Genomic DNA, 25,646 nt, shown 5'->3' with positions numbered 1-25,646 from the left:
TTCATGTTCTGCGCAATAATTTCCTTTGACTATTTAATTTTCTGAGGGTAATATTCACGCCCTATGCAAAAGGTAAAACTACCCCTCACTGTCGATCCGGTTAAAGATGCCCAACGAAGATTGGATTATCAGGGTTATTACTCGGTTAATCAATTAAGTCGTCTTACCGAATCGGTTGGTAAAGTGCTCAGCGATGCACAGGTTACATTATCGTTCTTTATTGATCCGCAAAAATTGGTTGTCATGAAAGGCCATGCTAATGTTGATGTTGAGTTAAATTGTCAGCGTTGTGGCGAACCCTTTATTCAAACCGTTGATTGTGAATTTTGTTACAGTCCGGTGGCTAATTTGGATCAAATTGATGTATTGCCGGAAATCTATGAGCCAATTGAATTCAATGAATTCGGTGAAATAGATTTACTTGGTACGATTGAAGACGAATTAATTTTAAGTCTGCCGATTGTGCCAATGCATTCATCTGAACACTGTGAAGTGTCCGTGGCTGAACAGGTTTTTGGCGAATTGCCTGAAGAATTGGCAAAAAAACCGAACCCGTTCGCTGTATTAGCTAATTTAAAGCAAAAATAATTTAGGAGTATAGCCAATGGCTGTTCAACAAAATAAAAAATCCCGTTCACGTCGTGATATGCGTCGTTCTCACGATGCGTTAACAACTGCTGCAGTATCCGTTGATAAAGCAAGTGGTGAAACTCATTTACGTCACCATGTAACCGCAGACGGTTACTACCGTGGTCGTAAAGTGATTAACAAGTAATTATCCAATTACATAAAGGTAATCACTTGAGTCGTCTAACCCTTGCGTTAGATGCGATGGGCGGGGACATTGGTCCCCGTATTACTATCCCAGCATCCATTTTAGCCTTGGAACGTGATCCAACGCTTTCTCTCTTGTTGTTTGGCGATCGCCAACAGATTCTTCCGCTTTTATCCTCAGTCCCCAATGCTCTTCGTCAGCGTTTTGAAATTATTCATTGTGCCCGTGTGATTGATAATCGACAGGGAATTTCCTACGCGTTGCGCCATAGCAAAGATACCTCTATGCGTTTGGCAATTGAGGCCGTACAAAAAGGCGATGCACAGGCTTGCGTCAGTGCCGGGGATACGGCATCTTTAATGGGCTTATCCAAAATTTTATTGCAACCCTTAGAGGGAATTCATCGCCCTGCGTTGATTTCCACCATTCCGACAGTGACAGGCGAGCGCACGATCATGTTAGATCTTGGGGCAAATATTGAATGTGATGCGGAGAATTTATACCAATTTGCTTTGATGGGGGCTATTTTTGCAGAAAATACCCTCAACCTGGTTTATCCACGCATTGCACTACTAAATATCGGCATTGAAGCGGTGAAGGGGTATAAATCTTTACGGGACGCAGCAGATTTACTGAAAAAAGACACCGCACTTAATTACATTGGGTTCCTTGAAGGTAATTTTTTACTTAACGGCAAAGCGGATGTGATTGTGAGTGACGGTTTTGCCGGCAATGTTGCACTGAAAACCTTGGAAGGCGCAGCGAAGAATGTGATTTCTTTACTGAAAAGTGATAAGAAAAATAGTATATTAAGTAGCGTTTTTGGTTGTTTAATTAAATACCTTTTCAAGGATAAATACCAACAATTAAAGAAAATCAATCCGGATCAATATAATGGCGCATCGCTTATCGGTTTAACTTCAGTTGTGGTTAAAAGCCACGGTAGTGCAAATATAGAGGCATTTGCGAATGCTATTGCTGATGCGGCGTTACAAGCCCGCCGTCAAATTCCGCAAAAAATTTTGGCCGGTTTAAATAAGAATGAAATATCAATGAATTAGTGAGCTTCCTCGCTATTGTTTTTAACGAGATGACTATGTTTAGCAAAATTTTATCGACAGGTAGCTATTTACCCCAACATATTCGCACCAATGCCGACTTAGAAAAAATGGTAGATACTTCGGATGAATGGATTGTTACCCGTTCCGGTATTCGTGAACGTCGTATCGCTTCCCCTGATGAAACGGTGTCTACAATGGGTTTCGAGGCTGCCAAAAAAGCCATTGAAGCAGCAAACATTAATCCGCAGGAAATTGATCTTATTTTAGTGGCGACAACCAGCAACTCTCACGCGTATCCAAGCGCAGCCTGCCAAATTCAAGGTATGTTGGAGATTGATGATGCCATTGCTTTTGATTTAGCGGCCGCCTGTACCGGCTTTGTATATGCCTTAGGTGTTGCCGACCAATTTATCCGTACCGGTAAAGTGAAAAAAGCGCTCGTCATCGGTTCTGATTTAAACTCACGCAAGTTAGACGAAACAGATCGTAGCACTGTCGTGTTGTTTGGTGATGGCGCAGGTGCTGTTGTTTTAGAAGCATCCGAACAAGAGGGAATTATTTCTACACATTTGCATGCGTCGGCAGATAAACATAGTGCGTTGGTACTTCCGCAACCTGATCGCGGTGTGGCAAAATCCGGCTATATTGAAATGCAGGGTAATGAAACCTTTAAATTGGCTGTGCGTGAACTTTCTAATGTGGTGGAAGAAACCCTTGCGGCTAATAATTTAGATAAAAAAGATATTGATTGGTTGGTGCCTCATCAAGCCAATTTACGTATTATTGCGGCTACAGCGAAAAAATTAGATATGGATATGTCGCAAGTGGTGGTAACGTTGGATCGTTATGCCAATAATAGCGCGGCAACCGTGCCGGTTGCATTGGATGAAGCAGTGCGTGACGGACGTATTCAACGCGGTCAATTGCTTCTTTTGGAAGCGTTTGGTGGTGGTTGGACTTGGGGTTCGGCCTTAGTGAGATTTTAGATAATCTGTTATTATTCATAAAAAAAGTGCGGTTATTTTTGACCGCACTTTTCGACTGTAAAACATATCGGAAAGAATTGATTTATTTTTTAATATAGGTGCAACACATGAAAAAATTTGCAATGGTTTTCCCAGGACAAGGTTCACAAACCGTGGGAATGTTGGCGGAATTAGCCGGCGACTACCCGATTGTACAAGAAACCTTTAAACAAGCGTCTGAAACGTTGGGTTATGATTTGTGGCAATTAGTGCAGGAAGGTCCGGCTGAAGAGTTAAACAAAACATGGCAAACGCAGCCTGCGTTGTTAACGGCGTCTGTTGCTGTTTATCGCGTATGGCAACAAAAATACCCGGAATTAAAACCGGAGGTGATGGCCGGTCATAGTTTGGGCGAATATTCTGCGTTGGTGTGTGCCGGTGTGTTAGATTTCCAAGATGCGGTTAAATTGGTGGAATTGCGCGGTAAACTTATGCAACAAGCCGTACCGGAAGGAACGGGTGCTATGTATGCGATTATCGGTTTGGATAATGAAGCCATTATTAACGCTTGCAAACAAGCGGAGCAAGGCGAAGTGGTTTCTGCGGTGAACTTTAATTCGCCGGGCCAAGTCGTGATTGCCGGTGCGAAAGCTGCGGTAGAACGTGCAGCGGCATTATGTAAAGAAGCTGGTGCCAAACGTGCATTACCGTTAGCGGTAAGTGTACCTTCCCATTGTGCATTAATGAAACCGGCGGCAGATCAATTATCTGTTTCCTTAGAAAGCATTACATTGAAAGCCCCGACCGTTTCTGTGTTAAATAATGTGGATGTAAAAGCAGAAACCGATGCAGATGCGATTCGTAACGAACTTGTTCGTCAACTTTACAGTCCGGTGCGTTGGACAGAAACTGTAGAAAAAATGTCGCATAGTGGCGTAGAAGTGTTGGTGGAAATCGGTCCGGGCAAAGTGTTAAACGGTTTAACCAAACGTATCGTTGATTCTTTACAGGCTACATCGGTCAATGATGTGAAATCATTGGACGCGGTGAATGAATTATTAGCATAACAATTGATAAAGGAGTAAACCTATGCAAGGCAAAATTGCATTAGTTACAGGTGCAACCCGTGGTATCGGGCGCGCGGTAGCAGAAGAGTTGGCATTGAAAGGTGCTTTCGTTATCGGCACGGCGACTTCCGAAAAAGGCGCTGAAAGTATTTCCGCCTATTTGGGTGAAGAAGGCAGAGGATTGGTATTAAACGTTGCCGATCAAGCCTCTATCGAAGGCGTATTGGAGCGCATCAAAAAAGAATTCGGTGACATTGATATTTTGGTCAATAACGCGGGGATTACCCGTGACAATCTGTTAATGCGCATGAAAGATGAAGAATGGTTTGACATTTTACAAACCAATTTAAGCTCCGTTTATCATCTTTCCAAAGCCATGTTACGCAGCATGATGAAAAAACGCTTTGGACGTATCATCAATATCGGCTCCGTCGTGGGATCCTCAGGTAATCCGGGGCAAAGTAACTATTGCGCGGCAAAAGCCGGTTTAATCGGTTTTAGTAAAGCCTTGGCGAAAGAAGTCGCTTCTCGCGGTATTACTGTAAACGTAGTTGCTCCTGGTTTTGTTGCCACCGATATGACAGAAGTTTTAAGTGAAGAATTGAAAAACACTTTATTATCACAAATTCCGGCCGGGCGTTTAGGTGAGCCGAAAGACATTGCCAAAGCTGTGGCATTCTTGGCATCTGACGATGCAGCTTATATTAACGGTACGACATTGCACGTTAACGGCGGAATGTACATGAGCTAATGTTCGGCAGGTGAAGGTTGCGGATAAATTGGATAAATGCGTGCAAATTAATTTGCTTAATGTTAAAATCCTCCTCGCAACTGTCACTTGGTTACGTCATTCGGTGTCTGTGAAAGACATAACTATTTTAAACTGTATGTGGTTGCAAAAAATTCGGAACTCTTTTTTGAGGTTTGACCTCTAACAAGCAGTCTTGCGAAGTGTTTTGTAAATACATACACTACTTAACTTATCGCAATGGGCGAAAACTTAAACATAGGAAGAAACAAATGAGCATTGAAGAACGCGTAAAAAAAATCATCGTTGAACAATTAGGCGTGAAAGAAGAAGATGTAAAACCTGAAGCGTCTTTCGTTGAAGATTTAGGTGCGGATTCTTTAGATACTGTTGAATTGGTTATGGCTTTAGAAGAAGAATTCGATATCGAAATTCCTGATGAAGAAGCTGAAAAAATCACAACTGTTCAGTCAGCGATTGATTACGTGCAAAACAATCAATAATCTCTGATTCTCAATTTAGGCGGTTCTTATAACCGCCTAAATTTTTTCTGGTTTCATATTCTTACCATAAAAATACCTTAAAAACTCACCGCACTTATCTTTCTGACTTATTGAATTTTTTCCGAAAAGCAGTAAACTAGCGCACAATTTTTTAGCCTTGTTTTACGCAATCTAAAAAATCTTCTCTACTAACTTTAAATGTTACCCGTGAGTAACAGAAGGACAATTCAAAATGACTACAAAAGTAAATAGCTATGGCTGGAAAGCCTTGCTAGGCTCTGCCGTCGGCTATGCGATGGACGGTTTCGATCTTCTCATTCTTGGTTTCATGTTAACGGCCATTTCCGCCGACTTAGGCTTAACCCCAGCACAAGGCGGTTCTTTAGTGACTTGGACATTGGTCGGCGCAGTTTTCGGCGGTATCGTATTTGGCGCGTTAAGTGATAAATACGGTCGTGTGCGCGTATTGACTTGGACGATCATTCTTTTTGCCGTATTCACTGGTTTATGTGCATTGGCGCAAGGTTATTGGGATTTGTTGATTTATCGCACTATCGCCGGTATCGGTTTAGGCGGAGAATTTGGGATTGGCATGGCATTGGCAGCGGAAGCCTGGCCTGCGCGCCATCGTGCCAAGGCCGCTTCCTATGTGGCGCTTGGTTGGCAGGTCGGCGTGTTGGGCGCTGCATTGTTAACTCCGTTACTATTGCCGCAAATCGGTTGGCGTGGCATGTTTGTGGTGGGCATCTTCCCGGCATTTGTCGCTTGGTATTTACGCGCCCATTTGCATGAACCTGAAATTTTTGTGCAAAAACAGATCGCACTTCCAAAAACAACAAGCCGTTGGTCGTCTAAATTGGAATCATTCAAATTATTAGTGAAAGACAAAGCCACAGTCAAAGTTAGTTTGGGCGTGGTCATCCTTACCTCCGTGCAAAACTTCGGTTATTACGGCATTATGATTTGGATGCCGAATTTTCTCTCCAAACAACTTGGCTTCAGCTTGACGAAATCCGGCGTATGGACGGCAGTGACCGTTTGCGGCATGATGGCCGGCATTTGGATTTTTGGGCGCTTGGCCGATCGGATTGGGCGCAAGCCTAGTTTCTTATTGTTCCAGGCCGGTGCGGTGGTCAGTATCATCGCCTATTCTCAATTAACGGAGCCGAATACCATGTTAATTACCGGGGCATTCTTAGGGATGTTTGTTAACGGCATGATGGGCGGTTACGGTGCTTTAATGGCAGAAGCCTACCCAACCCAAGCACGTGCTACCGCGCAAAACGTGTTGTTTAACTTAGGGCGTGCTGTGGGTGGCTTTGGTCCGGTAGCCGTGGGTGCAGTGGTTTCCGCTTATTCCTTCCAAACCGCCATTGCATTTTTAGCCGTGATTTATGTCATTGATATGTTAGCAACGGTATGTTTGGTGCCGGAGTTAAAAGGTAAAGAATTACATTAATGCGATGAAAGTGCGGTTTAAAAATGAAGTGTTTTTTCACCGCACTTTTTCATATTGATAAAACGGTGAAAAACAAAAGCCGCTTTTGGTATTATCAAAAGTGGCTTTTCTGTTGAAAGTACGGTGGAAATTATGAGCGTTTCATAATCTCAAAAAACTCTTCGTTGGTTTTCGCCACGGCGAGTTTGTCGATAAGGAATTCCATCGCTTCCACTTCGCCCATTGGGTTAAGGATTTTGCGTAGGATCCACATTTTTTGCAGCTCGTCAGGGGTGGTAAGTAAGTCTTCTTTACGGGTACCGGAACGGTTGAAGTCGATAGCGGGGAATACGCGTTTTTCCGCAATTTTACGGGAAAGATGCAATTCCATGTTACCAGTGCCTTTAAATTCTTCGAAGATGACTTCGTCCATTTTTGAACCGGTATCCACTAATGCGGTGGCGATAATGGTTAAGCTACCGCCTTCTTCCACGTTACGTGCTGCACCGAAGAAACGTTTTGGACGGTGTAATGCGTTGGCGTCTACACCACCGGATAAAATTTTACCGGATGCCGGTGTCACGGTATTGTATGCGCGGGCTAAACGGGTGATGGAATCGAGCAAAATCACCACATCTTTTTTGTGCTCTACAGAACGTTTGGCTTTTTCGATTACCATTTCTGCCACTTGGACGTGACGGGTTGCCGGTTCGTCAAAGGTGGAGGCAATCACTTCGCCTTTTACGGAGCGCTGCATTTCCGTTACTTCTTCCGGACGTTCATCGATCAGTAATACGATAAGTTCGACATCAGGATAGTTGTGGGTAATGCTTTGCGCGATATTTTGCAACAACATGGTTTTACCCGCTTTCGGTGGCGCTACGATCAAGCCACGCTGACCTTTCCCGATAGGGGAGGCTAAATCTAAAATACGGGCGGTTAAATCTTCGGTAGAGCCGTTGCCGCGTTCCATTCTTAAACGGGAGTTGGCGTGTAATGGGGTTAAGTTTTCGAAAAGGATTTTGCTGCGGGAAACTTCCGGTTTGTCGTCATTGACTTGGTCAACTTTGAGGAGGGCAAAGTAGCGTTCGCCTTCTTTCGGCGGTCGAATTTTACCTTCGATTTTGTCCCCTGTTTGCAAATTGAAACGACGAATTTGGCTTGGGGAAACATAGATATCATCAGGACCGGCTAAATAGGAACTGTCCGCCGAACGTAGAAATCCAAAACCGTCCGGTAAAATTTCCAAGACGCCGCCACCGAAAATATCTTCCCCACCTTTGGCGTGCTGCTTCAAAATCGCAAAAACAATATCTTGTTTGCGTAAACGGGCTAAATTTTCTAAACCCATTTGGTCTTCGCCGAGTTTCACGAGATCGGAAACAGGCATGTTTTTAAGTTCTGTAAGATGCATAATTTAATTTGAAGTTTGTTTAGATTCGATGTTTTAGATATAAATGAATGGGAGTGATTTTGAAATTGGTGCGTAAATTAGCATTAAATTTTCACACTGTCTAGTTTTTAGCTAATTTTTTTATTTTATCGCGATAACTCCTTGTGTTTGAGGGAAAGTGCGGTCTGATTTCTACATGTTTTTAGCAGTGTTTCTTTAAATTTCGTTTACAAAATAATCTTAATTAATTGTGTGTAATTTTTGGGGATTTGCCCCGTTCGTGCTATGCTTAGCGCCGATTTTTTATGATGAATTTATGACTATGCAAGAGAATTATTTAAGTTCGGCACGTTTTGCCGATTTACCTTTACATCCTTTGGTGCTACAAGCACTAACAACGAAAGGATTTGATTTTTGTACCCCAATTCAGGCGTTATCCTTGCCGGTGACATTACAAGGCAAAGATGTGGCGGGGCAGGCACAAACCGGCACAGGAAAAACAATCGCGTTTTTAACCGCACTTTTTCACCATTTATTAACCCATCCAACTGAAACTGATAAAAATCAACCGCGCGCTTTGGTGCTTGCGCCAACCCGTGAGCTGGCCGTGCAAATTGAGCATGATGCGCGGATTTTCTTAAAAACAACTCAATTTAAGACCGCACTTGCTTACGGTGGTGATGGTTATGATAAGCAGCTTAAAGCTATTGAGAACGGGGTTGATGTGCTTATCGGTACCACAGGGCGGGTGATTGATTATGTAAAACAAGGCATTATCCGTTTGGATCGTATTCAAGTGGTGGTGTTGGATGAAGCGGATCGAATGTTCGATTTAGGCTTTATACGCGATATCCGTTATTTATTGCGCAAATGCCCGTCGCCACAACAGCGCTTGACCATGTTGTTCTCCGCGACCTTATCTTACAAAGTGCGTGAATTGGCATTTGAGGATATGAACGATCCCGAGTATGTGGAAATTGCGCCGGAGCAAAAAACCGGCCGACAAATTAAAGAAGAACTGTTTTATCCGTCTAATCAAGACAAAATCCGCTTATTATTGACGTTATTGGAAGAGGAATGGCCGGAGCGTTGCATTATCTTCGCCAACACCAAACATCAATGTGAGGAGATTTGGGGCTATTTGGCGGCGGACGGACATCGTGTAGGTTTGTTGACCGGTGATGTGGCGCAGAAAAAACGCTTATCTTTATTAAAGCAATTTACCGATGGTGAATTGGATATTTTAGTGGCAACAGACGTGGCGGCGCGTGGTTTGCACATTGCGGAAGTGACGCATGTCTTTAACTACGACTTGCCTGACGATCGGGAAGATTATGTGCATCGTATCGGACGTACCGGCCGTGCGGGGGAAAGTGGAATTTCCATCAGCTTTGCTTGTGAGCAATATGCCATGAATTTACCGGCTATTGAAGAATATATTGGGCATAGCATTCCAGTGAGTCAATATGATCCGAATGCGTTGTTACAGGACATTCCTAAGCCTTATCGAATAAAACGCGCCACAAGTACTCACCGTATAAGCAACAATAATCGTCGTAAACCGTTTCAAGGTAAGCGATAAACCAGTGATAAAGATTGGCGTTGATTTTATTCAATGCTAAAATTTTCCGCTTTTTGAATTGAGGAGCAAGTATGTCGTTAGTCGATTTTGTGGTAAATAAATTAGATGATTTAAAAGCCACCGACATTTTACCGTTAAATGTTAAAGGAAAATCTTCCATCACCGATACCATGATTTTATGCACCGGTACGTCTTCCCGCCATGTGTCTTCATTGGCGCAAAAGCTCATTAGCGAATGCAAACTTGCCGGTATTGACGTATTTGGCGATGAAGGCAAAGAGACTGCTGATTGGGTCGTGGTGGATTTAGGCGAAGCCATTGTGCATATCATGCAGGCGGACAGCCGCGAGACGTATCAATTAGAAAAACTTTGGGCGTAGAGGCCTATAAAGTGCGGTCGTTTTTCATGACGTTTTTTGAGGAGCTAAGGTGAAAATTCAGTTAATTGCCGTTGGAACCAAAATGCCTTCGTGGGTAACTACAGGCTTTGAGGAATATCAACGTCGTTTTCCGAAGGAATTGCCTTTTGAGCTGATCGAAATTCCTGCCGGCAAACGGGGCAAAAACGCCGACATTAAGCGCATTTTGGAACAAGAAGGCAAAGCCATGTTGACGGCTGCCGGAAAGGGCAAAATCGTGACGTTGGACATTCCCGGCAAACCTTGGACTACCGAACAACTGGCCCAACAATTAGAAAGTTGGAAAAATGATGGGCGCGATCTGTGTTTGCTGATTGGCGGACCAGAAGGCCTATCTCCCGAATGCAAAGCCGCCGCCGAGCAAAGCTGGTCGCTTTCACCGCTTACTCTGCCACATCCTTTGGTGCGAGTGGTGGTAGCCGAAAGCCTCTATCGCGCGTGGTCATTGACGACTAATCATCCATATCACCGAGAATAATGAATCTAAAAAAACTTCTGTCGCAACCGCAATACGATCCGATTCGTGATAAAAAAGCCGAGCGCAATTTGTTTGCCCGTCGTGCTTTGGTGTCATTTATCGGCGTTTTGGTGTTGTCCGCAGTGTTGATTCTGAATCTATATGATTTGCAGGTGGTGAATTACGACAGTTATCAAACCCGTTCTAACGGCAACCGCATTAAATTGTTGCCATTACCGCCAACCCGAGGCTTGATTTACGATCGCAACGGACAATTATTGGCAGAAAATTTGACCTTTTTCGGATTATATGTGGTGCCGGAAAAAGTGGAAAATTTAGACCGCACTTTTGAGGAATTAAAAGTGTTGGTAGGGCTGACCGATACGGATATTGAAAATTTTAAGAAAGAACGCCGTCGTTCAACCCGTTATACGCCGATTATGTTAAAACCGAATTTAACGGAAGAACAAATCGCCCGCTTTGCAGTGAATCAATATAATTTCCCAAGTTTAGATATTCGTCCTTATTTTAAACGCCATTATCTTTATGGTGAACCGCTGACCCACATCTTAGGTTATGTGTCGAAAATTAATGATCGTGATGTGGAACGCCTGAAAAAAGAGGAAAAATTCGCGAATTATTCCGGTACTCACGATTTAGGTAAGCTCGGGATTGAACGTTATTATGAGGATTCTCTGCACGGTACTACAGGCTTTGAAGAGGTGGAAGTTAATAGCCGTGGTAAAGTGATTCGTAAGCTACGAGAACAGCCTGCCATTGCAGGAAAAAGCATTCATTTGACGATTGATTTAAATTTACAACTTTATGTTACTGAACTCTTGGCCGGGCATAAAGGTGCCGTGGTGGTGATGGATCCGAAAGACAACAGCATCTTAGCCATGGTTTCCGTACCGAGTTACGACAATAATTTATTTGTGGATGGCATTTCCGGCGAGGCCTATAGTCGTTTGTTAAATGACCCGAATCGACCGCTTTATAGCCGTGTGACACAAGGGGCTTACCCGCCGGCATCTACGGTGAAACCGTTTATTGCGGTGTCTGCTTTGCAGGAAAATGTGATTACCCCGAACATGACCATTTATGATCCGGGTTATTGGAGTCTGCCAAATAGCACCAAGCGTTTCCGTGACTGGCGGAAAGGTGGGCATGGTATGACAAATTTAAATAAAGCCATTACCGAATCTTCCGATACTTATTTTTATCAAACCGCTTACAATTTGGGGATTGACCGTTTGTCCAATTGGATGAAACGGTTTGGTTTTGGTGTGCCGACCGGTATTGATATCCAAGAGGAAACCGGCGCCAACATGCCGACCCGAGAATGGAAACAAAAACGCTATAAAAAAGCTTGGGTACAAGGCGATACTATTTCCGTGGGTATCGGGCAAGGCTATTGGACGGCAACGCCGCTTCAGCTAGCAAAAGCCACCAGTATTCTAGTGAATAACGGTAAGGTAAATACACCGCACTTGATGAAGAGCGTGGAGGGTTCTGTGGTGGAACCTTATAAAGATCCGTTGCTGTATGAAGATATTACCGAACCGAAGCAATATTTCTGGGATGAAGCAAAACGCGGCATGTATAACGTGGTGAACGGTGCTGGCGGAACGGGGCGTAAAGCTTTTATCGGTACGTCTTATCGTGTCGCGGGAAAATCCGGTACGGCGCAGGTATTTAGTTTGAAAGAGAACCAAAGTTATAACGCAGGCGCTTTAAAAAAAGAATTACACGATCATGCTTGGTTTACTGCATTTGCCCCTTATGATAACCCGCAAATTGTCGTATCCATAATTTTGGAGAATGCAGGTGGAGGTTCCAGCAATGCGGCGCCGATTGTTAGACAAATTATGGATTATTACTTTAAACAAAACACGCCGTTACCAATAGAACAAAGCACGGAAGAACCGTTAATCGAGCCGACCACAGGAGAGCCAAATGAAAATGAATGATCGTAATATTTGGCTGGAGTTGTGGCGTCATTTGCATATTGATTTATGGCTGTTTATCGGATTGGTGGTAATTACCGGCTATGGTATGTTTGTGCTGTATAGTGCTTCCGGTGCTAATGAAGCTATGTTTCACAGTCGCATTGTACAAGTCGCGTTAGGCTTTTTTGTCATGTTGGTGATGGCGCAGTTCCCACCGAAATTTTATCAGCGTATTGCTCCTTATTTATTTGGTATCGGAATTATTTTGTTGGTTTTGGTGGATATGATTGGAACCACCAGTAAAGGTGCGCAACGATGGCTAGATTTGGGCATTGTGCGTTTTCAGCCATCGGAAATCGTTAAATTGGCAGTACCGTTGATGGTAGCAGTATATTTGGGTAATTGTCCGCAACCGATTAAAATAAAAGAAACATTTGTTGCATTAATCATTATTATTGTGCCAACCTTGCTTGTGGCGATTCAGCCGGATTTAGGTACAGCGATTTTGGTTAGCGGTTCGGGCTTATTTGTGGTATTTTTAGCCGGCATGAGCTGGTGGCTGATTTTAGCAGCAATTGTCGGACTTACCGGGTTTATTCCCATTATGTGGTTCTATTTAATGCACGATTATCAACGCACCCGCATATTAACCTTGTTTGACCCGGAAAAAGATTTATTGGGTGCGGGATACCATATTTGGCAGTCAAAAATTGCTATTGGCTCGGGCGGTTTATGGGGCAAGGGTTGGATGCAAGGCACGCAATCACAATTGGAATTTTTACCGGAACCGCATACGGATTTTATCTTTGCCGTATTAAGTGAAGAATATGGCATGATCGGTTTCTTGATTTTATTGGCTATTTATTTGTTTATTATTGCTCGCGGTTTGATTATTGGCGTTAGTGCACAGACTGCATTTGGGCGTATTTTAGTTGGGGCATTAACGTTAATTTTCTTCGTTTATGTCTTTGTTAATATTGGAATGGTGAGCGGTATTTTGCCTGTTGTCGGCGTGCCGTTACCACTAGTGAGTTATGGCGGAACCTCCTATGTTGCTATCATGGCTGGTTTTGGTTTAGTGATGTCAATTCATACTCACAGAGAACACTTTCTGAAGGGAACTAATTAAGTTTTCAGTTTTCTTAATTGGTGATTCGGCAGAGAGGGAGAAAACTTAATGAATTTAAAGCAAACTGTAAACTATATAATAATTTTGTTTTCATTTTGTACCGCACTTTCTGTGCAAGCCGAAACAAAAAAATTATATGGAATTGAAGGGCCTTCATTAACTTATCGTCCAATGTCGGCCACCTCGCAAACCTATAACGTGAAAGGCGAAACCTATACTACAAGATCGCATCAAACGGCCAAAAACTATTCCAAACAAGGTATTGCTAGTTACTACCATCATAAGTTTAATGGACGCAAAACCTCCAACGGCGATATTTATGATTCCACGTTATACACTGCAGCGCATAAAACCCTGCCGTTAAATTCTTATGCTGTTGTGACCAATATGTATAATCAGCGCAAAGTGATTGTTCGCATTAATGACCGTGGCCCGTTTGCTAAAGATCGCATTATTGACTTATCTCACGCGGCTGCAAAAGAAATCGGCATTGTGAATTATGGTATGGGTTTGGTGAAAGTCGAGGCTTTGCATGTGGATGCTAACGGTGAATTATCCGGCGCAGGTGTTTCCACGTTAGCGAAAAGTAGCAAGACGGAGGAAGGCTTACAACGCCTGAAGGATAATTCAGAGGCTGCTACTTTTATGTCGACTTCTTCAAAAGCTAACACAAAATTTATTCGCGGCTCAAACGCGGTGAATGTCGAGCGTTATGAAATTAAAATGGTGAATGTCGCCAGCCGTCAAAATGCCGAACAAATTATCAAAGAATTGGCATTGGAAAACGTGAAAGCAGAAATTGCCGCACATGGCAAAAAGTATAATATCCATTTGGGACCGTTTAATTCAAAAGCCGAAATTACAGAATTGAAAACACAATTAAGACGTTTAAATCATTCTGAACCGCTAATTGTGTATTCTTATAATAAATAACAATACATTATTTTAGGATATTCACTGTTATGTTTAACAAAGTCGTAAAAAACAGCAAAATTGCATTAGTTGCCACTCTTTTCACCATGCCTTTCAGCACGATGGCAGAGGATGCTCAGTTTAATATTGCCACACCGCAAATTAACGCACAAACCTATGTTTTAATGGATTACAATTCCGGTGCCATATTGGCTTCATTGAATCCGGATCAGCGCCAGTACCCTGCGTCCTTGACGAAAATGATGACCAGCTATGTGGTGGGGCAAGCGTTAAAACAAGGCAAAGTTCATAATACCGACATGGTCACAATCGGAGAAAGTGCATGGGGACAAAATTTCCCGGGCTCATCTAAAATGTTCCTAAATTTAAATCAACAGGTTTCTGTGGCGGATTTAAATCGTGGGATTATTATTGTTTCCGGTAATGATGCCTGTGTTGCTATGGCAGAACATGTTTCCGGCACGGTAATGAATTTTGTGGATACCATGAACAAATATGTAGAACAGTTTGGTTTGAAAAACACCCGTTTTACCACTGTGCATGGTTTAGATGAAGAAGGGCAATATTCTTCTGCCCGAGACATGGCAATTATTGGTGCACATATTATTCGTGATTTGCCGGATGAATATAAAATTTATGCAGAAAAAGATTTTACCTTTAATAAAATTAAACAACCGAATCGCAATGGCTTGTTATGGGATAAAACCATTAATGTTGATGGCATGAAAACCGGTCATACGGACAAAGCCGGTTATAACCTTGTAGCTTCTGCAACCAATCCGAATAATATGCGTTTGATTTCCGTAGTCATGGGCGTGCCGACTTACAAAGGCCGCGAAGTGGAAAGCAAAAAATTATTACAATGGGGTTTTGCTAATTTTGAAACCTTTAAGACTTTTGAAGCGGGCAAATCTATTTCCGAGCAACGGGTTTATTACGGTGATGAAAGCAACATTCAGTTAGGCGTATTACAGGATGCGTTTATTACCATTCCGAAAGGCAAAAGTAGCGAGCTGAAAGCCCGTTATGAATTAGATAAAAAATACCTTGAAGCGCCTTTAGCAAAAGGTCAAGTTGTCGGTAAAGTCGTTTACCAACTCGACGGTAAAGACATTGCCAGTGTAAACTTGCAAGTTATGCAAGAAGTGAAAGAAGGCGGCATTTTCGGCAAAATTTGGGACTGGTTGGTGCTTACCATCAAAAGTTTGTTTGACTAGTCTCTAAAAAAACACATTAAAAACCGACCGCACTTTTCTAGGAAAGTGCGGTTAAATTTTTAGGAAAAAACAATGACTGATAAAAAAACGGTAAATTTAACCGACCTTGCACATGATAAAAAATTAAAAGATCTACTTGAATTCCCGTGTAATTTCACTTTTAAAGTAGTAGGCGCCGCACGCCCTGATTTAGTGGACGATGTGGTTCGGACAGTTCATAAAACTATCAAAGGCGATTATACGCCGACAACCAAAGAAAGTGGTAAAGGCACCTATCATTCCGTATCTATCAATGTCCGTGCAGAAAATATCGAACAAATCGAAACTCTGTATAAGGAACTGGCGGAAATTAAAGGCGTGCGCATGGTGTTGTAATCACCAAAGTGCGGTCACAAAACACAACGTTTTTAGGAAATTATCATGCAACCCCAATTAATTGTACGTCAGCTTGGTATTCGTGATTACGAGAGCGTTTGGCACGAGATGCAGGCTTTTACCGATAATCGTACGGAAGATACCACTGATGAAATTTGGTTGGTGCAACATCCGTCGGTATTTACCCAAGGCCAAGCAGGCAAGCCAGAGCATTTGTTGCAGCATACGGATATTCCGGTGGTGCAATCGGATCGTGGCGGACAAATTACCTATCATGGTTTGGGGCAGCAAATTATGTACGTGCTGATTGATATTAAACGCCATGAGAATTTAAATGTGCGTCAATTAGTGACCGCACTTGAACAATCTGTGGTGAAAACGCTGGCGGATTATGACATTGAAGGCTACCCGAAACCGGATGCGCCCGGTGTGTATATTGATGGCAGAAAAATTTGTTCTCTCGGTTTGCGTATTCGTCATGGTCGTTCTTTTCACGGCTTGGCGTTTAATATCAATATGGATTTAGCGCCTTTCCATCACATTAATCCTTGCGGCTATGCGGGGCTAGAAATGTGTCAACTGGCGGATTTTGTTAGCAACGAACAGGCGGATTGCCACAAAGTTTCCCTACAATTAGTTAAGCATTTTTCCACACTGTTAGGGTATAATGTAACAAATCATTAACACTCTCAGTTAATCACAGTTTAATCTCGTTACCCTTGCCATTTACTCGCTACATAAGGAATTTCAATGGGAACACCTTTTAAGATGGAGCGTGGCGTTAAATATCGTGACGCCGCGAAAACGTCTATTATTCCGGTAAAAAATATCGATCCTGAACAGGAATTACTTAAAAAACCGGAATGGATGAAAATCAAAATTCCCGCCAACGGAGCGCGAATTCAAAGTATTAAATCCGGTATGCGTCGTCACGGATTGCATTCTGTATGCGAAGAAGCCTCTTGTCCGAACCTGCACGAATGTTTTAATCACGGTACGGCAACCTTTATGATTCTTGGGGCGATTTGTACCCGTCGTTGTCCGTTCTGTGACGTCGCACACGGCAAACCGCTTGCACCGAATCCGGATGAGCCGCGTCAATTGGCAGAAACCATTCAGGATATGAAGTTACGTTATGTGGTTATTACTTCCGTTGACCGTGACGACTTACCTGATCGCGGTGCCGGGCATTTTGCCGATTGTGTGCGAGAAATTCGTGCGTTAAATCCGAATATTAAAATTGAGATTTTGGTGCCGGATTTCCGTGGACGCATTGAATTGGCGTTGGAAAAATTAAAAGACAATCCGCCGGATGTGTTTAACCACAACTTGGAAAATGTGCCACGTTTATATCGTGAAATTCGTCCGGGCGCAGATTATCAATGGTCGTTGCGCTTGCTGAAAGAATTTAAAGCGATGTTCCCGAATATTCCGACCAAATCAGGATTAATGGTGGGCTTAGGCGAAACCAACGAAGAAATCTTGGAAGTTATGCAGGATTTGCGTGATCACGGTGTGACAATGCTCACTGTCGGTCAATATTTACAACCAAGCCGTCACCATTTACCGGTAGCGCGTTATGTGCCGCCTGCAGAATTTGATATGTTCCGCGAAAAAGCACAAGCTATGGGCTTTGAACATGCGGCTTGCGGTCCGTTCGTACGTTCTTCCTACCACGCCGATTTACAAGCGAGCGGTGGATTAGTGAAATAATCTGAAAAGTGCGGTCGTTTTCACAGGTATTTTTCAAGGTGAAAAACGTTGCTAGAAACAACCGCACTTTATGGCGCTCAATAATAAAAAAGGAAAGTGAGTGATTCACTTTCCTTTTTGTTTTTTAACTTGTGTTCTTATTGTTTCCGCCAAGTTGTGCCGTTCGGGCCATCTTCTAACACAATACCCATTTCCGTTAAGGCGTTGCGCGCTGCATCTGCAGCTGGCCAGTCTTTGGCGGCGCGGGCTTCGTTGCGTTGTTTGATAAGTCCTTCAATTTTTGCGACTTCGTCGTCATCGGAACCGGCTTGTAGAAATTGTTCCGGATCAAGCTGAAGCAAACCAAGAATGCCGGCAAGTTCGCGTAAACGAGCCGCAAGTCCGTTGGCTTTGGCCATGTCTTCGGTTTTCAGTTTGTTCAATTCGCGCGCCATTTCAAATAGCACAGAAAGGGCATTTGGCGTATTGAAATCATCGTCCATCGCATCGCGGAAGGCGTCCACAAAATTTTCACCGCCAAAAGCCACCGCACTTTTATCAATGCCGCGTAATGCGGTGTAAAGGCGTTCCAATGCGCCATGAGCCAGATTGAGATTTTCTTCGCTGTAATTTAATTGACTGCGGTAATGAGCGGTGAGTAGGAAGTAACGTACGCTTTCCGCATCGTAGTGGCTTAATACATCGCGAATCGTGAAGAAGTTGCCGAGGGATTTCGACATTTTTTCTTTATTTACCATGATCATGCCTGAATGCAGCCAGTAGTTCACATACTGGTTACCGTGAGCGCAGCAAGATTGAGCGATTTCATTTTCGTGGTGTGGGAACATCAGGTCGGAGCCACCACCGTGAATGTCAAAATGTTCGCCAAGTTGTTTGCTGTTCATGGCGGAACATTCAATGTGCCAGCCCGGACGGCCTTTGCCCCAAGGCGAATCCCAGCTTGGTTCGTTTGGTTTGGACATTTTCCACAACACGAAATCCATTGGATTTTTCTTGATTTCATTGATTTCAATACGTGCGCCCGCTTGTAATTGTTCTAAATCTTGGCGGGATAATTTGCCGTATTCTTTGAAGCTTTCCACATCAAACATCACATCGCCGTTGTCCGCTACATAAGCATGTCCGCGTTGAATCAGTTTTTCTACAATAGCAATAATTTCAGGAATGTGATGGGTTGCGCGTGGCTCAAAGTCAGGACGCAAAATGTTCAGGGAATCAAAATCTTTATACATTTCCACGACCATGCGATCCACCAATTGATCACAGGTTTCTTTGTTTTCCAACGCGCGTTTAATGATTTTGTCATCCACGTCAGTGATGTTGCGTACATAGGTTAAATCGTAGCCTAAATAGCGTAAATAACGGGCTATGACATCGAAACAAACAAAGGTTCGTCCGTGCCCGATATGGCAGAGATCGTAAACGGTGACACCGCAAACATACATGCCGATTTTGCCTGCGTGAATCGGTTTAAAAATTTCTTTTTCGCGGGTGAGGGTATTGAAAAGTTTTAACATATTAGGATCCAAATCTTTTTGAAAACGCACCGCACTTTGTGGCGATTTGGGGCGGATTGTGAAATAATGACGCTCTTTAATTCGTATAGGAAAAGTACAATGATTACACTACACACCAATTTTGGCGACATTAAAATTGCCTTAAATCACGAAAAAGCACCGGTAACGGCGGAAAACTTCTTAACTTATTGTAAAAACGGCTTTTATGATAACACAATTTTCCACCGTGTGATTGACGGTTTTATGATTCAGGGCGGCGGCATGGAAAGCGGTATGCGCGAAAAAGCCACTAACGCGCCGATTAAAAATGAAGCTAACAACCGTTTAAGCAACAAACGTGGCACCATTGCTATGGCGCGTACTTCCGATCCGCATTCGGCGACGGCGCAATTCTTTATTAACGTTGCCGATAACACTTTCTTGGATTATCGTGCGAAAGAATTGCATGGTCGTGAAGTGGTACAAGAATGGGGCTATGCAGTATTCGGCGAAGTCGTTGAAGGCATGGACGTTGTGGATAAAATCAAAGGTGTGAAAACCGGCAACAAAGGCTTCCACCAAGACGTGCCGAATGACGATGTGGTGATTACATCTGTTACCATTGACGAATAATAATATAGGCAACTCATTGAGTTGCCTGATTTTTTAGATTGATATGTATTCCTTTTTCGACACGCATACCCACCTCGATTATTTGCAGCAAGCCACCGGTGAGCCGTTGGATCTGCTTATGCAAAATGCACAGGCGGTAGGGGTACAAAAAATGCTGATTGTGGCGGTATTGCAACGTGATTTTAAAACGATTGAAAAAATGACCGCACTTTATCCTGAACAATTGTATTACGGCTTGGGGCTACATCCGTTGTATATCAAAGAACACCAAGTACAGGATTTGGCGTTATTGGAGCAGGCATTGGCAACGCGTTCGGCAAATTGCACGGCAGTAGCGGAAATCGGCTTGGAGCGTGCCGTACCGGAATTGTTAAGCGAGCCATTATGGCGCAAGCAATGTGATTTTTTTGAAGCACAACTGTATTTGGCGAAAAAACACGATTTGCCGGTGAATATGCATTCCCGTAAGTCGCACGATCAATTGTTTTCTTTTCTTAAACGCATTGATGTGCCGAAACGTGGTGTCGTACATGGTTTTGCAGGCAGTTATGATCAGGCAAAACGTTTTGTGGATTTGGGGTATCACATTGGTGTGGGTGGCACGATTACCTATGAACGCGCCAATAAAACCCGTCAAACCATCGCCAAATTGCCTTTAAACGCGTTGCTGTTGGAAACGGATTCGCCTGATATGCCGGTGTTTGGTTTTCAAGGGCAGCCAAATCGCCCGGAACGCGTGGCGCAGGTGTTTCGCGTTTTATGTGAGTTAAGACATGAGCCTGCGGATGTCATTGCCAATACCCTTTGGCAAAACAGCATAACAAAATTTGTGTGAAATCCGTTTTTTCCTTACTTTCAACACCATATTATCCATGATAATTTTTCCGAACCTTAAAATCGTGCTAGAATCGCCCGTGTTCTTGTTTGCCGTAATGGCAATTTTTTATTCCTTAATTTAGATAACCCAATCATGAAACTAACACATCATGCTTTATTTTTGGCCGTCTTGACTTTGACGGCGACAGCCGCAGCTGAAGAAAAGGTGGCACAGCCTAAAAATAACTTGCCCGAAGAACGTATTCAAATCGCTGAACCGCAATTACCGCAGCCATTGCAGGTGGAAAAGACGGCAGATAACAAACACATCCTATCTATTACCAAAAAAGAACTGGCAAAACGACCGGATTTAATTATTCGCGGGTTGATTCCGGCGGTGCTGCAGAATAATACGGAAGCGGTGGAATTGCTGTTGCCGTTATACCAAAATCTGCCGCAGCAGGATCCATTTTTGTTAGCTTGGGCGGAGGCCATTATTGCAACAAAACAAGGGAATTATTCCCGTGCGGTGCAGGAATATCGCACCTTGTTTGCACAACGTCCCGATATTTTGCCTCTACGTTATCAATTAGCACACGTATTGTTTTTAAATAATGATAACGAAGCGGCAAAAGATCAGTTTCAAAAACTCCGTGCGGAAGTGAATGATGGGCAATCGCAGCATGTGATCGATCAGTATTTAACGGCGATCAACCAACGTGATCAATGGAGAATCAGCGGCGGTATTAGTTTTTTAAATGAATCGAACGTCAATAATGCACCAAAAGCGGGTACACGTATCGGTGGCTGGCAGGCGTGGCAGCGCGAATCGGCCCACGGACTTTCTTATTATCTCGGTAGTGAAAAAAAATGGTCGCTGCCAAAAAATATCTTCGCCAAGTTTATTTGGGACGGACAAGGCAAATATTATTGGGATAACAAGAAATATAACGAATTCAATGCACGTGTCGGGGCGGGCTTGGGCTATCAAACGGCAAATACCGAAGTGGCGTTGTTGCCTTTCACCGAACGTCGTTGGTATTCCGGCGGATCTTCCGGTAGTGATGCTATGAAGCAATTTTCCAAAAACTCCGGCGTCCGTTTTGAGTTAAGCTATTGGTTCCATAAAATGTGGCAAATTTCCACCGCACTTGAGTATGGTGAACAGCGTTATGTAAAGCGAAAGCATTTAAACGGCAATAATTATTTGTGGTCAAACACCTTGTTATTCCTGCCTTACAGCGGGCAATATTGGTTTGCCGGTGTGGATTACAACCGCGAAAATACCCGTGATAGCGATAACGCCTATCAGCGTAAAAATCTTCGTTTGGGCTGGGTACAGGAATGGCCATTGGGCATTTCTACCCGTATTTCCCTTGCCTATGCTAGACGAACTTATAACAACATTGATTTCTTTAGCATTCGCCAAAAAAACAACGAATATCAAGCCGGACTTACCGTATGGCATCGTAACCTATACTTTTTGGGCATCACTCCTAAATTAACTTGGTCGTATCAAAAAAACGACAGTAATCACCCATTTTATCGTTATGATAAAAATCGGATTTATTTAGAAATGAGCAAAACCTTTTAATCATGGATTAAGGCAAACATATCATGAAGTTACAACAACGCTATCGGCAAGCGGCTAAGGAAGCCCGTTGGACATTGGGTTTAACCATCCTTTATGTTATTGGTTGGTGCTTATGCGCCTATTTACCAAAAGGCACACAAGGGCCAATCGGTTTTCCGCTGTGGTTTGAACTCGCCTGTATTTATCTACCTATTCTCTTTATTGTGGTGGCATATTGGCTGATTAAAATTATGTTTCAGGATATTCCACTGGATGTGGAACAGAAAAATCAAGATATGACAATGGAGCGTCATCAATGAACCTAGGGATTATTTTTCCGCTCGTCATTTATTTGGCATTTGTATTCGGGGCGGCTATTTATGCTTATGTGAAACGTCAAAGAGACGGTGATTTTCTTTCCGAATATTATGTGGGCAACCGTTCTATGACGGGCTTCGTGCTCGCCATGACGACTGCCTCTACTTATGCCAGCGCCAGTTCCTTTATCGGCGGCCCCGGCGCGGCGTATAAATACGGATTAGGCTGGGTCTTGCTTGCTATGATCCAAGTGCCGGCAGTGTGGTTGGCACTCGGCGCCTTAGGGAAAAAATTTGCCTTACTTTCCCGTGAAACTAATGCGTTGACGATCAATGATTTATTGCTTTATCGCTATAAAAATAAATATTTGGTGTGGATTGCCTGTATCGCATTGTTGATCGCCTTCTTTGCGGCGATGACCGTACAATTTATCGGTGGTGCCCGTTTGTTGGAAACCACCATCGGCATTCCTTACACCCAAGCCCTGCTGATTTTCGCCTTAACCGTGGGGATTTATACCTTCATCGGTGGTTTCCGCGCAGTGGTGTTGACAGACACTATTCAAGGTACCGTGATGATTCTAGGCACGATTGTTCTTTTGATCGGCGTGATTTATCAGGTAGGCGGCGTGGAAAGTGCGGTCAAGAAATTAGCTGAAATTAACCCAAGTCTCGTCAGTCCGTACGGACCGAATGAGATGCTGGATTTCCAATTTATGGCGTCTTTCTGGATTTTGGTTTGCTTCGGTGTGGTCGGTTTACCGCACACGGCAGTGCGTTGCATGGCGTTTAAAGACAGCAAAGCTTTGCACAGCGGTATGTTTATTGGCACTATCGTATTAACGGTGGTTATGTTAGGTATGCACTTGGCAGGCGCATTGGGGCGCGCTATCGTGCCGGATTTAACGGTGTCGGATAAAGTGATTCCAAGCCTGATGTTGCAAGTGTTGCCGCCGATTGTGGCGGGGATTTTCCTTGCGGCGCCGATGTCAGCGATTATGTCCACGGTGGATGCTCAGCTGATCCAATCTTCCTCCATTTTTGTGAAGGACTTGTATTTGGCAGCAAAACCGCAGGCAGTACAAAACCAAAAACGTATTGGTCGAATCTCTTCAGTAATTACATTAATTTTGACCGCACTTTTGATTTTCGCTTCTCTCAATCCGCCGGATATGATCATTTGGTTGAATCTCTTCGCCTTTGGTGGTTTGGAAGCTGCGTTTCTATGGGTTATCGTATTAGGACTGTACTGGGATAAAGCCAATGCTTACGGCGCGATAAGCTCCATGTTGGTCGGTTTAATCTCTTTTATTTTACTCACCCAATTTGGCATTAAACTCTTGGGCTTCAATCCAATTGCACCGGCGTTAGTATTTGGCTTAGCGGCATTTTTGATTGGTAATAAAATTGGCGAGAAGCGCCATTTAAAGTGCGGTGAAAATGACAGGTAAAATACATGAAAAAATAGATCAAAAAAGCTTGGAAAATGCTTACCGCTTGTTTGAAACGAATGATATTCGTCAAATTGAAGTAGGAACGACACGGGGATTACAACAAATTCACCAATATTTATTTCAAGATTTATATGATTTTGCCGGCGTGATTCGTGAACAAAATATTTCTAAAGGCAATTTTCGTTTTGCCAATTCGTTGTATTTAAAAGAAGCGTTGGGCAAAATTGAGCAAATGCCTGAAACGACATTTGAGGAGATTATTAATAAATATGTTGAAATGAATATTGCCCATCCGTTTTTGGAAGGCAATGGACGTTCAACAAGAATTTGGTTGGATTTAATCTTAAAGAAAAATTTAGGCAAAGTTGTTAATTGGCAAAATGTAGATAAAACCTTATACCTACAAGCGATGGAGCGTAGTCCAATTAATGATTTGGAAATTCGCTTTTTACTACAAAATAATTTAACGAATGATGTTGATAACCGTGAAATCATTTTTAAAGGCATTGAGCAATCCTACTACTACGAAGGTTATGAAAAAGAATAAAAGGATAAACAAATGGCTTGGATTCAAATTCGCCTAAACAGTACTAACGAAAAGGCAGAACAAATCAGTGATTTTTTAGAAGAGATCGGATCGGTGTCCGTCACCTTCATGGACAGCCAAGACACGCCGATTTTTGAACCTCTACCGGGAGAAACACGGCTTTGGGGCAACACTGATGTGATTGCCTTGTTTGATGCGGAAACCGATATGAATGTAATCGTGGATGCACTTAAACAAGCGAAGCATTTAGACGAAAATTCCGCCTATAAAATCGAACAAATCGAAGACAAAGATTGGGAACGCGAGTGGATGGATAATTTCCATCCAATGCAATTTGGCAAGCGCCTGTGGATTTGTCCGAGTTGGCGTGAAGTGCCGGAACCGAATGCGGTCAATGTGATGTTGGATCCTGGCTTGGCGTTTGGTACCGGGACACACCCGACAACTGCCCTTTGCTTGGAATGGCTCGACAGTTTGGATTTAAAAGATAAGACGGTGATCGATTTCGGTTGTGGTTCGGGTATCCTTGCCATTGCGGCATTAAAGCTTGGTGCGAAAAGTGCGGTGGGTATTGATATTGATCCGCAAGCGATTTTAGCCAGTCGCAATAATGCGGAGCAAAACGGCGTTGCCGATCGTTTGCAGCTGTTTTTGTCGGATGAAAAACCGTCTGATTTAAAGGCTGATGTGGTGGTGGCGAATATTTTGGCGGGCCCATTAAAAGAACTTTACCCTGTAATTAGCCAATTAGTTAAGCCAAATGGCGTGTTGGGGCTGTCCGGTATTTTAGCGACACAAGCGCAGTCCGTGTGTGATGCTTATGCTAAAAGTTTTGATTTGGCGTCTGTGGCTGAGCGTGAAGAGTGGTGCAGGATTACTGGAAAGCTTAAATCTTGATAGTTTTATCAATAAGTTAATTAAAAGTGCGGTAGAAAAATATTTTGTTTTCCACCGCACTTTTTTTTAATTTTCGTGCAAGAAATGGATAAAAATCCATAAAAGTTTTATGGATAATGTCAAGGGGTAATTTCTATTTTTTCGCATAAATTTGACAAAATTAAATGAATCAAAAAAATTTACAATATT

Annotated in this window: 26 protein-coding genes and 1 pseudogene; 25 read left to right on the top strand and 2 right to left on the bottom strand. The window is 43.1% G+C overall.

What is annotated here, in order from left to right; genetic code table 11:
- Nucleotides 1-63: 63 nt before the first annotated feature.
- From yceD to EL144_RS11110, 8 genes are all read left to right on the top strand, one after another.
- Nucleotides 64-588, top strand: a complete 525-nt coding sequence (gene yceD, locus EL144_RS11145; protein ID WP_050332904.1) for a 23S rRNA accumulation protein YceD — start codon at nt 64-66, stop codon at nt 586-588.
- 16 nt (nt 589-604) lie between these two features.
- On the top strand, nt 605-775 hold the full coding sequence (rpmF, locus tag EL144_RS11140; RefSeq protein WP_005544470.1) for a 50S ribosomal protein L32: 171 nt from the start codon (nt 605-607) through the stop codon (nt 773-775).
- A 26-nt stretch (nt 776-801) separates the two neighbouring features.
- On the top strand, nt 802-1,836 hold the full coding sequence (gene plsX, locus EL144_RS11135; protein WP_005704531.1) for a phosphate acyltransferase PlsX: 1,035 nt from the start codon (nt 802-804) through the stop codon (nt 1,834-1,836).
- A gap of 35 nt (nt 1,837-1,871) precedes the next feature.
- Complete coding sequence (locus EL144_RS11130) at nt 1,872-2,822, top strand: beta-ketoacyl-ACP synthase III (RefSeq protein WP_005704532.1); 951 nt, start codon at nt 1,872-1,874, stop codon at nt 2,820-2,822.
- Between the two features lie 107 nt (nt 2,823-2,929).
- Nucleotides 2,930-3,868, top strand: coding sequence for an ACP S-malonyltransferase (gene fabD / locus EL144_RS11125; RefSeq protein ID WP_032995321.1), 939 nt, complete (start codon nt 2,930-2,932; stop codon nt 3,866-3,868).
- Between the two features lie 22 nt (nt 3,869-3,890).
- Nucleotides 3,891-4,619: a 3-oxoacyl-ACP reductase FabG gene (gene fabG, locus EL144_RS11120; protein WP_005701310.1), complete on the top strand. Its 729-nt coding sequence runs from the start codon at nt 3,891-3,893 to the stop codon at nt 4,617-4,619.
- 269 nt (nt 4,620-4,888) lie between these two features.
- On the top strand, nt 4,889-5,119 hold the full coding sequence (gene acpP / locus EL144_RS11115; RefSeq protein WP_005544465.1) for an acyl carrier protein: 231 nt from the start codon (nt 4,889-4,891) through the stop codon (nt 5,117-5,119).
- Nucleotides 5,120-5,351: 232 nt separating this feature from the next.
- Complete coding sequence (locus EL144_RS11110) at nt 5,352-6,578, top strand: MFS transporter (protein WP_005704534.1); 1,227 nt, start codon at nt 5,352-5,354, stop codon at nt 6,576-6,578.
- Nucleotides 6,579-6,708: 130 nt separating this feature from the next.
- On the opposite strand, the gene rho is transcribed toward EL144_RS11110, so the two are convergent.
- The gene (gene rho / locus EL144_RS11105) at nt 6,709-7,971 is read right to left on the bottom strand and encodes a transcription termination factor Rho (RefSeq protein ID WP_005701308.1); all 1,263 of its coding nucleotides are present in this window, start codon (nt 7,969-7,971) and stop codon (nt 6,709-6,711) included.
- Nucleotides 7,972-8,272: 301 nt separating this feature from the next.
- On the opposite strand from rho, the gene rhlB reads away from it, so the two are divergent.
- The 10 genes and pseudogenes from rhlB (at nt 8,273) to lipA (ending at nt 17,724) form a co-directional block, all read left to right on the top strand.
- Nucleotides 8,273-9,532, top strand: a complete 1,260-nt coding sequence (gene rhlB, locus EL144_RS11100) for an ATP-dependent RNA helicase RhlB (protein WP_032995336.1) — start codon at nt 8,273-8,275, stop codon at nt 9,530-9,532.
- Nucleotides 9,533-9,603: 71 nt separating this feature from the next.
- Entirely contained in the window at nt 9,604-9,912 is a 309-nt protein-coding gene (rsfS, locus tag EL144_RS11095) for a ribosome silencing factor (RefSeq protein ID WP_005704538.1), read from the top strand.
- Between the two features lie 49 nt (nt 9,913-9,961).
- Nucleotides 9,962-10,429, top strand: a complete 468-nt coding sequence (gene rlmH / locus EL144_RS11090) for a 23S rRNA (pseudouridine(1915)-N(3))-methyltransferase RlmH (RefSeq protein ID WP_005701303.1) — start codon at nt 9,962-9,964, stop codon at nt 10,427-10,429.
- Nucleotides 10,429-12,306 (top strand): annotated as a pseudogene (gene mrdA, locus EL144_RS11085) (penicillin-binding protein 2); the annotation flags it as partial. The gene rlmH and the pseudogene mrdA, both read left to right, overlap by 1 nt.
- A 58-nt stretch (nt 12,307-12,364) precedes the next feature.
- Nucleotides 12,365-13,486 (top strand): rod shape-determining protein RodA, encoded by a 1,122-nt coding sequence (rodA, locus tag EL144_RS11080; protein ID WP_162200093.1) that lies wholly within the window; start codon nt 12,365-12,367, stop codon nt 13,484-13,486.
- 48 nt (nt 13,487-13,534) lie between these two features.
- Nucleotides 13,535-14,419, top strand: coding sequence for a septal ring lytic transglycosylase RlpA family protein (locus EL144_RS11075; RefSeq protein ID WP_005704541.1), 885 nt, complete (start codon nt 13,535-13,537; stop codon nt 14,417-14,419).
- Nucleotides 14,420-14,448: 29 nt separating this feature from the next.
- Entirely contained in the window at nt 14,449-15,636 is a 1,188-nt protein-coding gene (locus tag EL144_RS11070; protein ID WP_005704542.1) for a serine hydrolase, read from the top strand.
- A 72-nt stretch (nt 15,637-15,708) separates the two neighbouring features.
- Nucleotides 15,709-16,011 (top strand): DUF493 family protein YbeD, encoded by a 303-nt coding sequence (ybeD, locus tag EL144_RS11065; protein WP_005704543.1) that lies wholly within the window; start codon nt 15,709-15,711, stop codon nt 16,009-16,011.
- 45 nt (nt 16,012-16,056) lie between these two features.
- Complete coding sequence (gene lipB / locus EL144_RS11060; protein WP_005704545.1) at nt 16,057-16,695, top strand: lipoyl(octanoyl) transferase LipB; 639 nt, start codon at nt 16,057-16,059, stop codon at nt 16,693-16,695.
- Between the two features lie 66 nt (nt 16,696-16,761).
- Entirely contained in the window at nt 16,762-17,724 is a 963-nt protein-coding gene (gene lipA / locus EL144_RS11055) for a lipoyl synthase (protein WP_032995322.1), read from the top strand.
- A 137-nt stretch (nt 17,725-17,861) separates the two neighbouring features.
- On the opposite strand, the gene cysS is transcribed toward lipA, so the two are convergent.
- Nucleotides 17,862-19,241: a cysteine--tRNA ligase gene (cysS, locus tag EL144_RS11050; RefSeq protein ID WP_032995337.1), complete on the bottom strand. Its 1,380-nt coding sequence runs from the start codon at nt 19,239-19,241 to the stop codon at nt 17,862-17,864.
- Between the two features lie 99 nt (nt 19,242-19,340).
- Here cysS and EL144_RS11045 point away from each other — a divergent pair, with 99 nt between their 5' ends.
- The 7 genes from EL144_RS11045 (at nt 19,341) to prmA (ending at nt 25,457) form a co-directional block, all read left to right on the top strand.
- The gene (locus EL144_RS11045; RefSeq protein ID WP_005704548.1) at nt 19,341-19,853 is read left to right on the top strand and encodes a peptidylprolyl isomerase; all 513 of its coding nucleotides are present in this window, start codon (nt 19,341-19,343) and stop codon (nt 19,851-19,853) included.
- Between the two features lie 43 nt (nt 19,854-19,896).
- On the top strand, nt 19,897-20,688 hold the full coding sequence (locus tag EL144_RS11040) for a TatD family hydrolase (RefSeq protein WP_005704549.1): 792 nt from the start codon (nt 19,897-19,899) through the stop codon (nt 20,686-20,688).
- A 135-nt stretch (nt 20,689-20,823) separates the two neighbouring features.
- Entirely contained in the window at nt 20,824-22,263 is a 1,440-nt protein-coding gene (locus EL144_RS11035) for a surface lipoprotein assembly modifier (protein ID WP_005704550.1), read from the top strand.
- 23 nt (nt 22,264-22,286) lie between these two features.
- On the top strand, nt 22,287-22,562 hold the full coding sequence (locus EL144_RS11030; protein ID WP_005704551.1) for a YhdT family protein: 276 nt from the start codon (nt 22,287-22,289) through the stop codon (nt 22,560-22,562).
- Complete coding sequence (gene panF / locus EL144_RS11025) at nt 22,559-24,010, top strand: sodium/pantothenate symporter (RefSeq protein ID WP_005704552.1); 1,452 nt, start codon at nt 22,559-22,561, stop codon at nt 24,008-24,010. The genes EL144_RS11030 and panF overlap by 4 nt, the downstream gene beginning before the upstream one ends.
- Nucleotides 24,000-24,560, top strand: a complete 561-nt coding sequence (gene fic, locus EL144_RS11020) for a protein adenylyltransferase Fic (protein WP_005704553.1) — start codon at nt 24,000-24,002, stop codon at nt 24,558-24,560. Before panF ends, fic begins: the two co-directional genes overlap by 11 nt.
- 12 nt (nt 24,561-24,572) lie before the next feature.
- On the top strand, nt 24,573-25,457 hold the full coding sequence (gene prmA / locus EL144_RS11015; protein WP_005704554.1) for a 50S ribosomal protein L11 methyltransferase: 885 nt from the start codon (nt 24,573-24,575) through the stop codon (nt 25,455-25,457).
- The last annotated feature ends 189 nt before the right edge of the window (nt 25,458-25,646 follow it).

It is taken from the genome of Aggregatibacter aphrophilus ATCC 33389 (genome assembly GCF_900636915.1).
GTDB lineage: Bacteria > Pseudomonadota > Gammaproteobacteria > Enterobacterales > Pasteurellaceae > Aggregatibacter > Aggregatibacter aphrophilus.
Note: the sequence above shows the minus strand (reverse complement) of the source record. Positions and strands in the feature narration are given on the sequence as shown.

What these genes read in the sequence shown, in the direction of transcription:
- ybeD (WP_005704543.1), top strand. Translation starts at nt 15,709, where the DNA reads ATGACTGATAAAAAAACGGTAAATTTAACCGACCTTGCACATGATAAA.
- cysS (WP_032995337.1), bottom strand. Translation starts at nt 19,241, where the DNA reads ATGTTAAAACTTTTCAATACCCTCACCCGCGAAAAAGAAATTTTTAAA.
- yceD (WP_050332904.1), top strand. Translation starts at nt 64, where the DNA reads ATGCAAAAGGTAAAACTACCCCTCACTGTCGATCCGGTTAAAGATGCC.
- rodA (WP_162200093.1), top strand. Translation starts at nt 12,365, where the DNA reads ATGAAAATGAATGATCGTAATATTTGGCTGGAGTTGTGGCGTCATTTG.
- rpmF (WP_005544470.1), top strand. Translation starts at nt 605, where the DNA reads ATGGCTGTTCAACAAAATAAAAAATCCCGTTCACGTCGTGATATGCGT.
- acpP (WP_005544465.1), top strand. Translation starts at nt 4,889, where the DNA reads ATGAGCATTGAAGAACGCGTAAAAAAAATCATCGTTGAACAATTAGGC.
- EL144_RS11075 (WP_005704541.1), top strand. Translation starts at nt 13,535, where the DNA reads ATGAATTTAAAGCAAACTGTAAACTATATAATAATTTTGTTTTCATTT.
- panF (WP_005704552.1), top strand. Translation starts at nt 22,559, where the DNA reads ATGAACCTAGGGATTATTTTTCCGCTCGTCATTTATTTGGCATTTGTA.
- EL144_RS11130 (WP_005704532.1), top strand. Translation starts at nt 1,872, where the DNA reads ATGTTTAGCAAAATTTTATCGACAGGTAGCTATTTACCCCAACATATT.
- EL144_RS11040 (WP_005704549.1), top strand. Translation starts at nt 19,897, where the DNA reads ATGTATTCCTTTTTCGACACGCATACCCACCTCGATTATTTGCAGCAA.
- lipB (WP_005704545.1), top strand. Translation starts at nt 16,057, where the DNA reads ATGCAACCCCAATTAATTGTACGTCAGCTTGGTATTCGTGATTACGAG.
- fic (WP_005704553.1), top strand. Translation starts at nt 24,000, where the DNA reads ATGACAGGTAAAATACATGAAAAAATAGATCAAAAAAGCTTGGAAAAT.
- rhlB (WP_032995336.1), top strand. Translation starts at nt 8,273, where the DNA reads ATGCAAGAGAATTATTTAAGTTCGGCACGTTTTGCCGATTTACCTTTA.
- EL144_RS11035 (WP_005704550.1), top strand. Translation starts at nt 20,824, where the DNA reads ATGAAACTAACACATCATGCTTTATTTTTGGCCGTCTTGACTTTGACG.
- EL144_RS11030 (WP_005704551.1), top strand. Translation starts at nt 22,287, where the DNA reads ATGAAGTTACAACAACGCTATCGGCAAGCGGCTAAGGAAGCCCGTTGG.
- rho (WP_005701308.1), bottom strand. Translation starts at nt 7,971, where the DNA reads ATGCATCTTACAGAACTTAAAAACATGCCTGTTTCCGATCTCGTGAAA.
- fabG (WP_005701310.1), top strand. Translation starts at nt 3,891, where the DNA reads ATGCAAGGCAAAATTGCATTAGTTACAGGTGCAACCCGTGGTATCGGG.
- EL144_RS11070 (WP_005704542.1), top strand. Translation starts at nt 14,449, where the DNA reads ATGTTTAACAAAGTCGTAAAAAACAGCAAAATTGCATTAGTTGCCACT.
- rsfS (WP_005704538.1), top strand. Translation starts at nt 9,604, where the DNA reads ATGTCGTTAGTCGATTTTGTGGTAAATAAATTAGATGATTTAAAAGCC.
- fabD (WP_032995321.1), top strand. Translation starts at nt 2,930, where the DNA reads ATGAAAAAATTTGCAATGGTTTTCCCAGGACAAGGTTCACAAACCGTG.
- EL144_RS11110 (WP_005704534.1), top strand. Translation starts at nt 5,352, where the DNA reads ATGACTACAAAAGTAAATAGCTATGGCTGGAAAGCCTTGCTAGGCTCT.
- prmA (WP_005704554.1), top strand. Translation starts at nt 24,573, where the DNA reads ATGGCTTGGATTCAAATTCGCCTAAACAGTACTAACGAAAAGGCAGAA.
- EL144_RS11045 (WP_005704548.1), top strand. Translation starts at nt 19,341, where the DNA reads ATGATTACACTACACACCAATTTTGGCGACATTAAAATTGCCTTAAAT.
- lipA (WP_032995322.1), top strand. Translation starts at nt 16,762, where the DNA reads ATGGGAACACCTTTTAAGATGGAGCGTGGCGTTAAATATCGTGACGCC.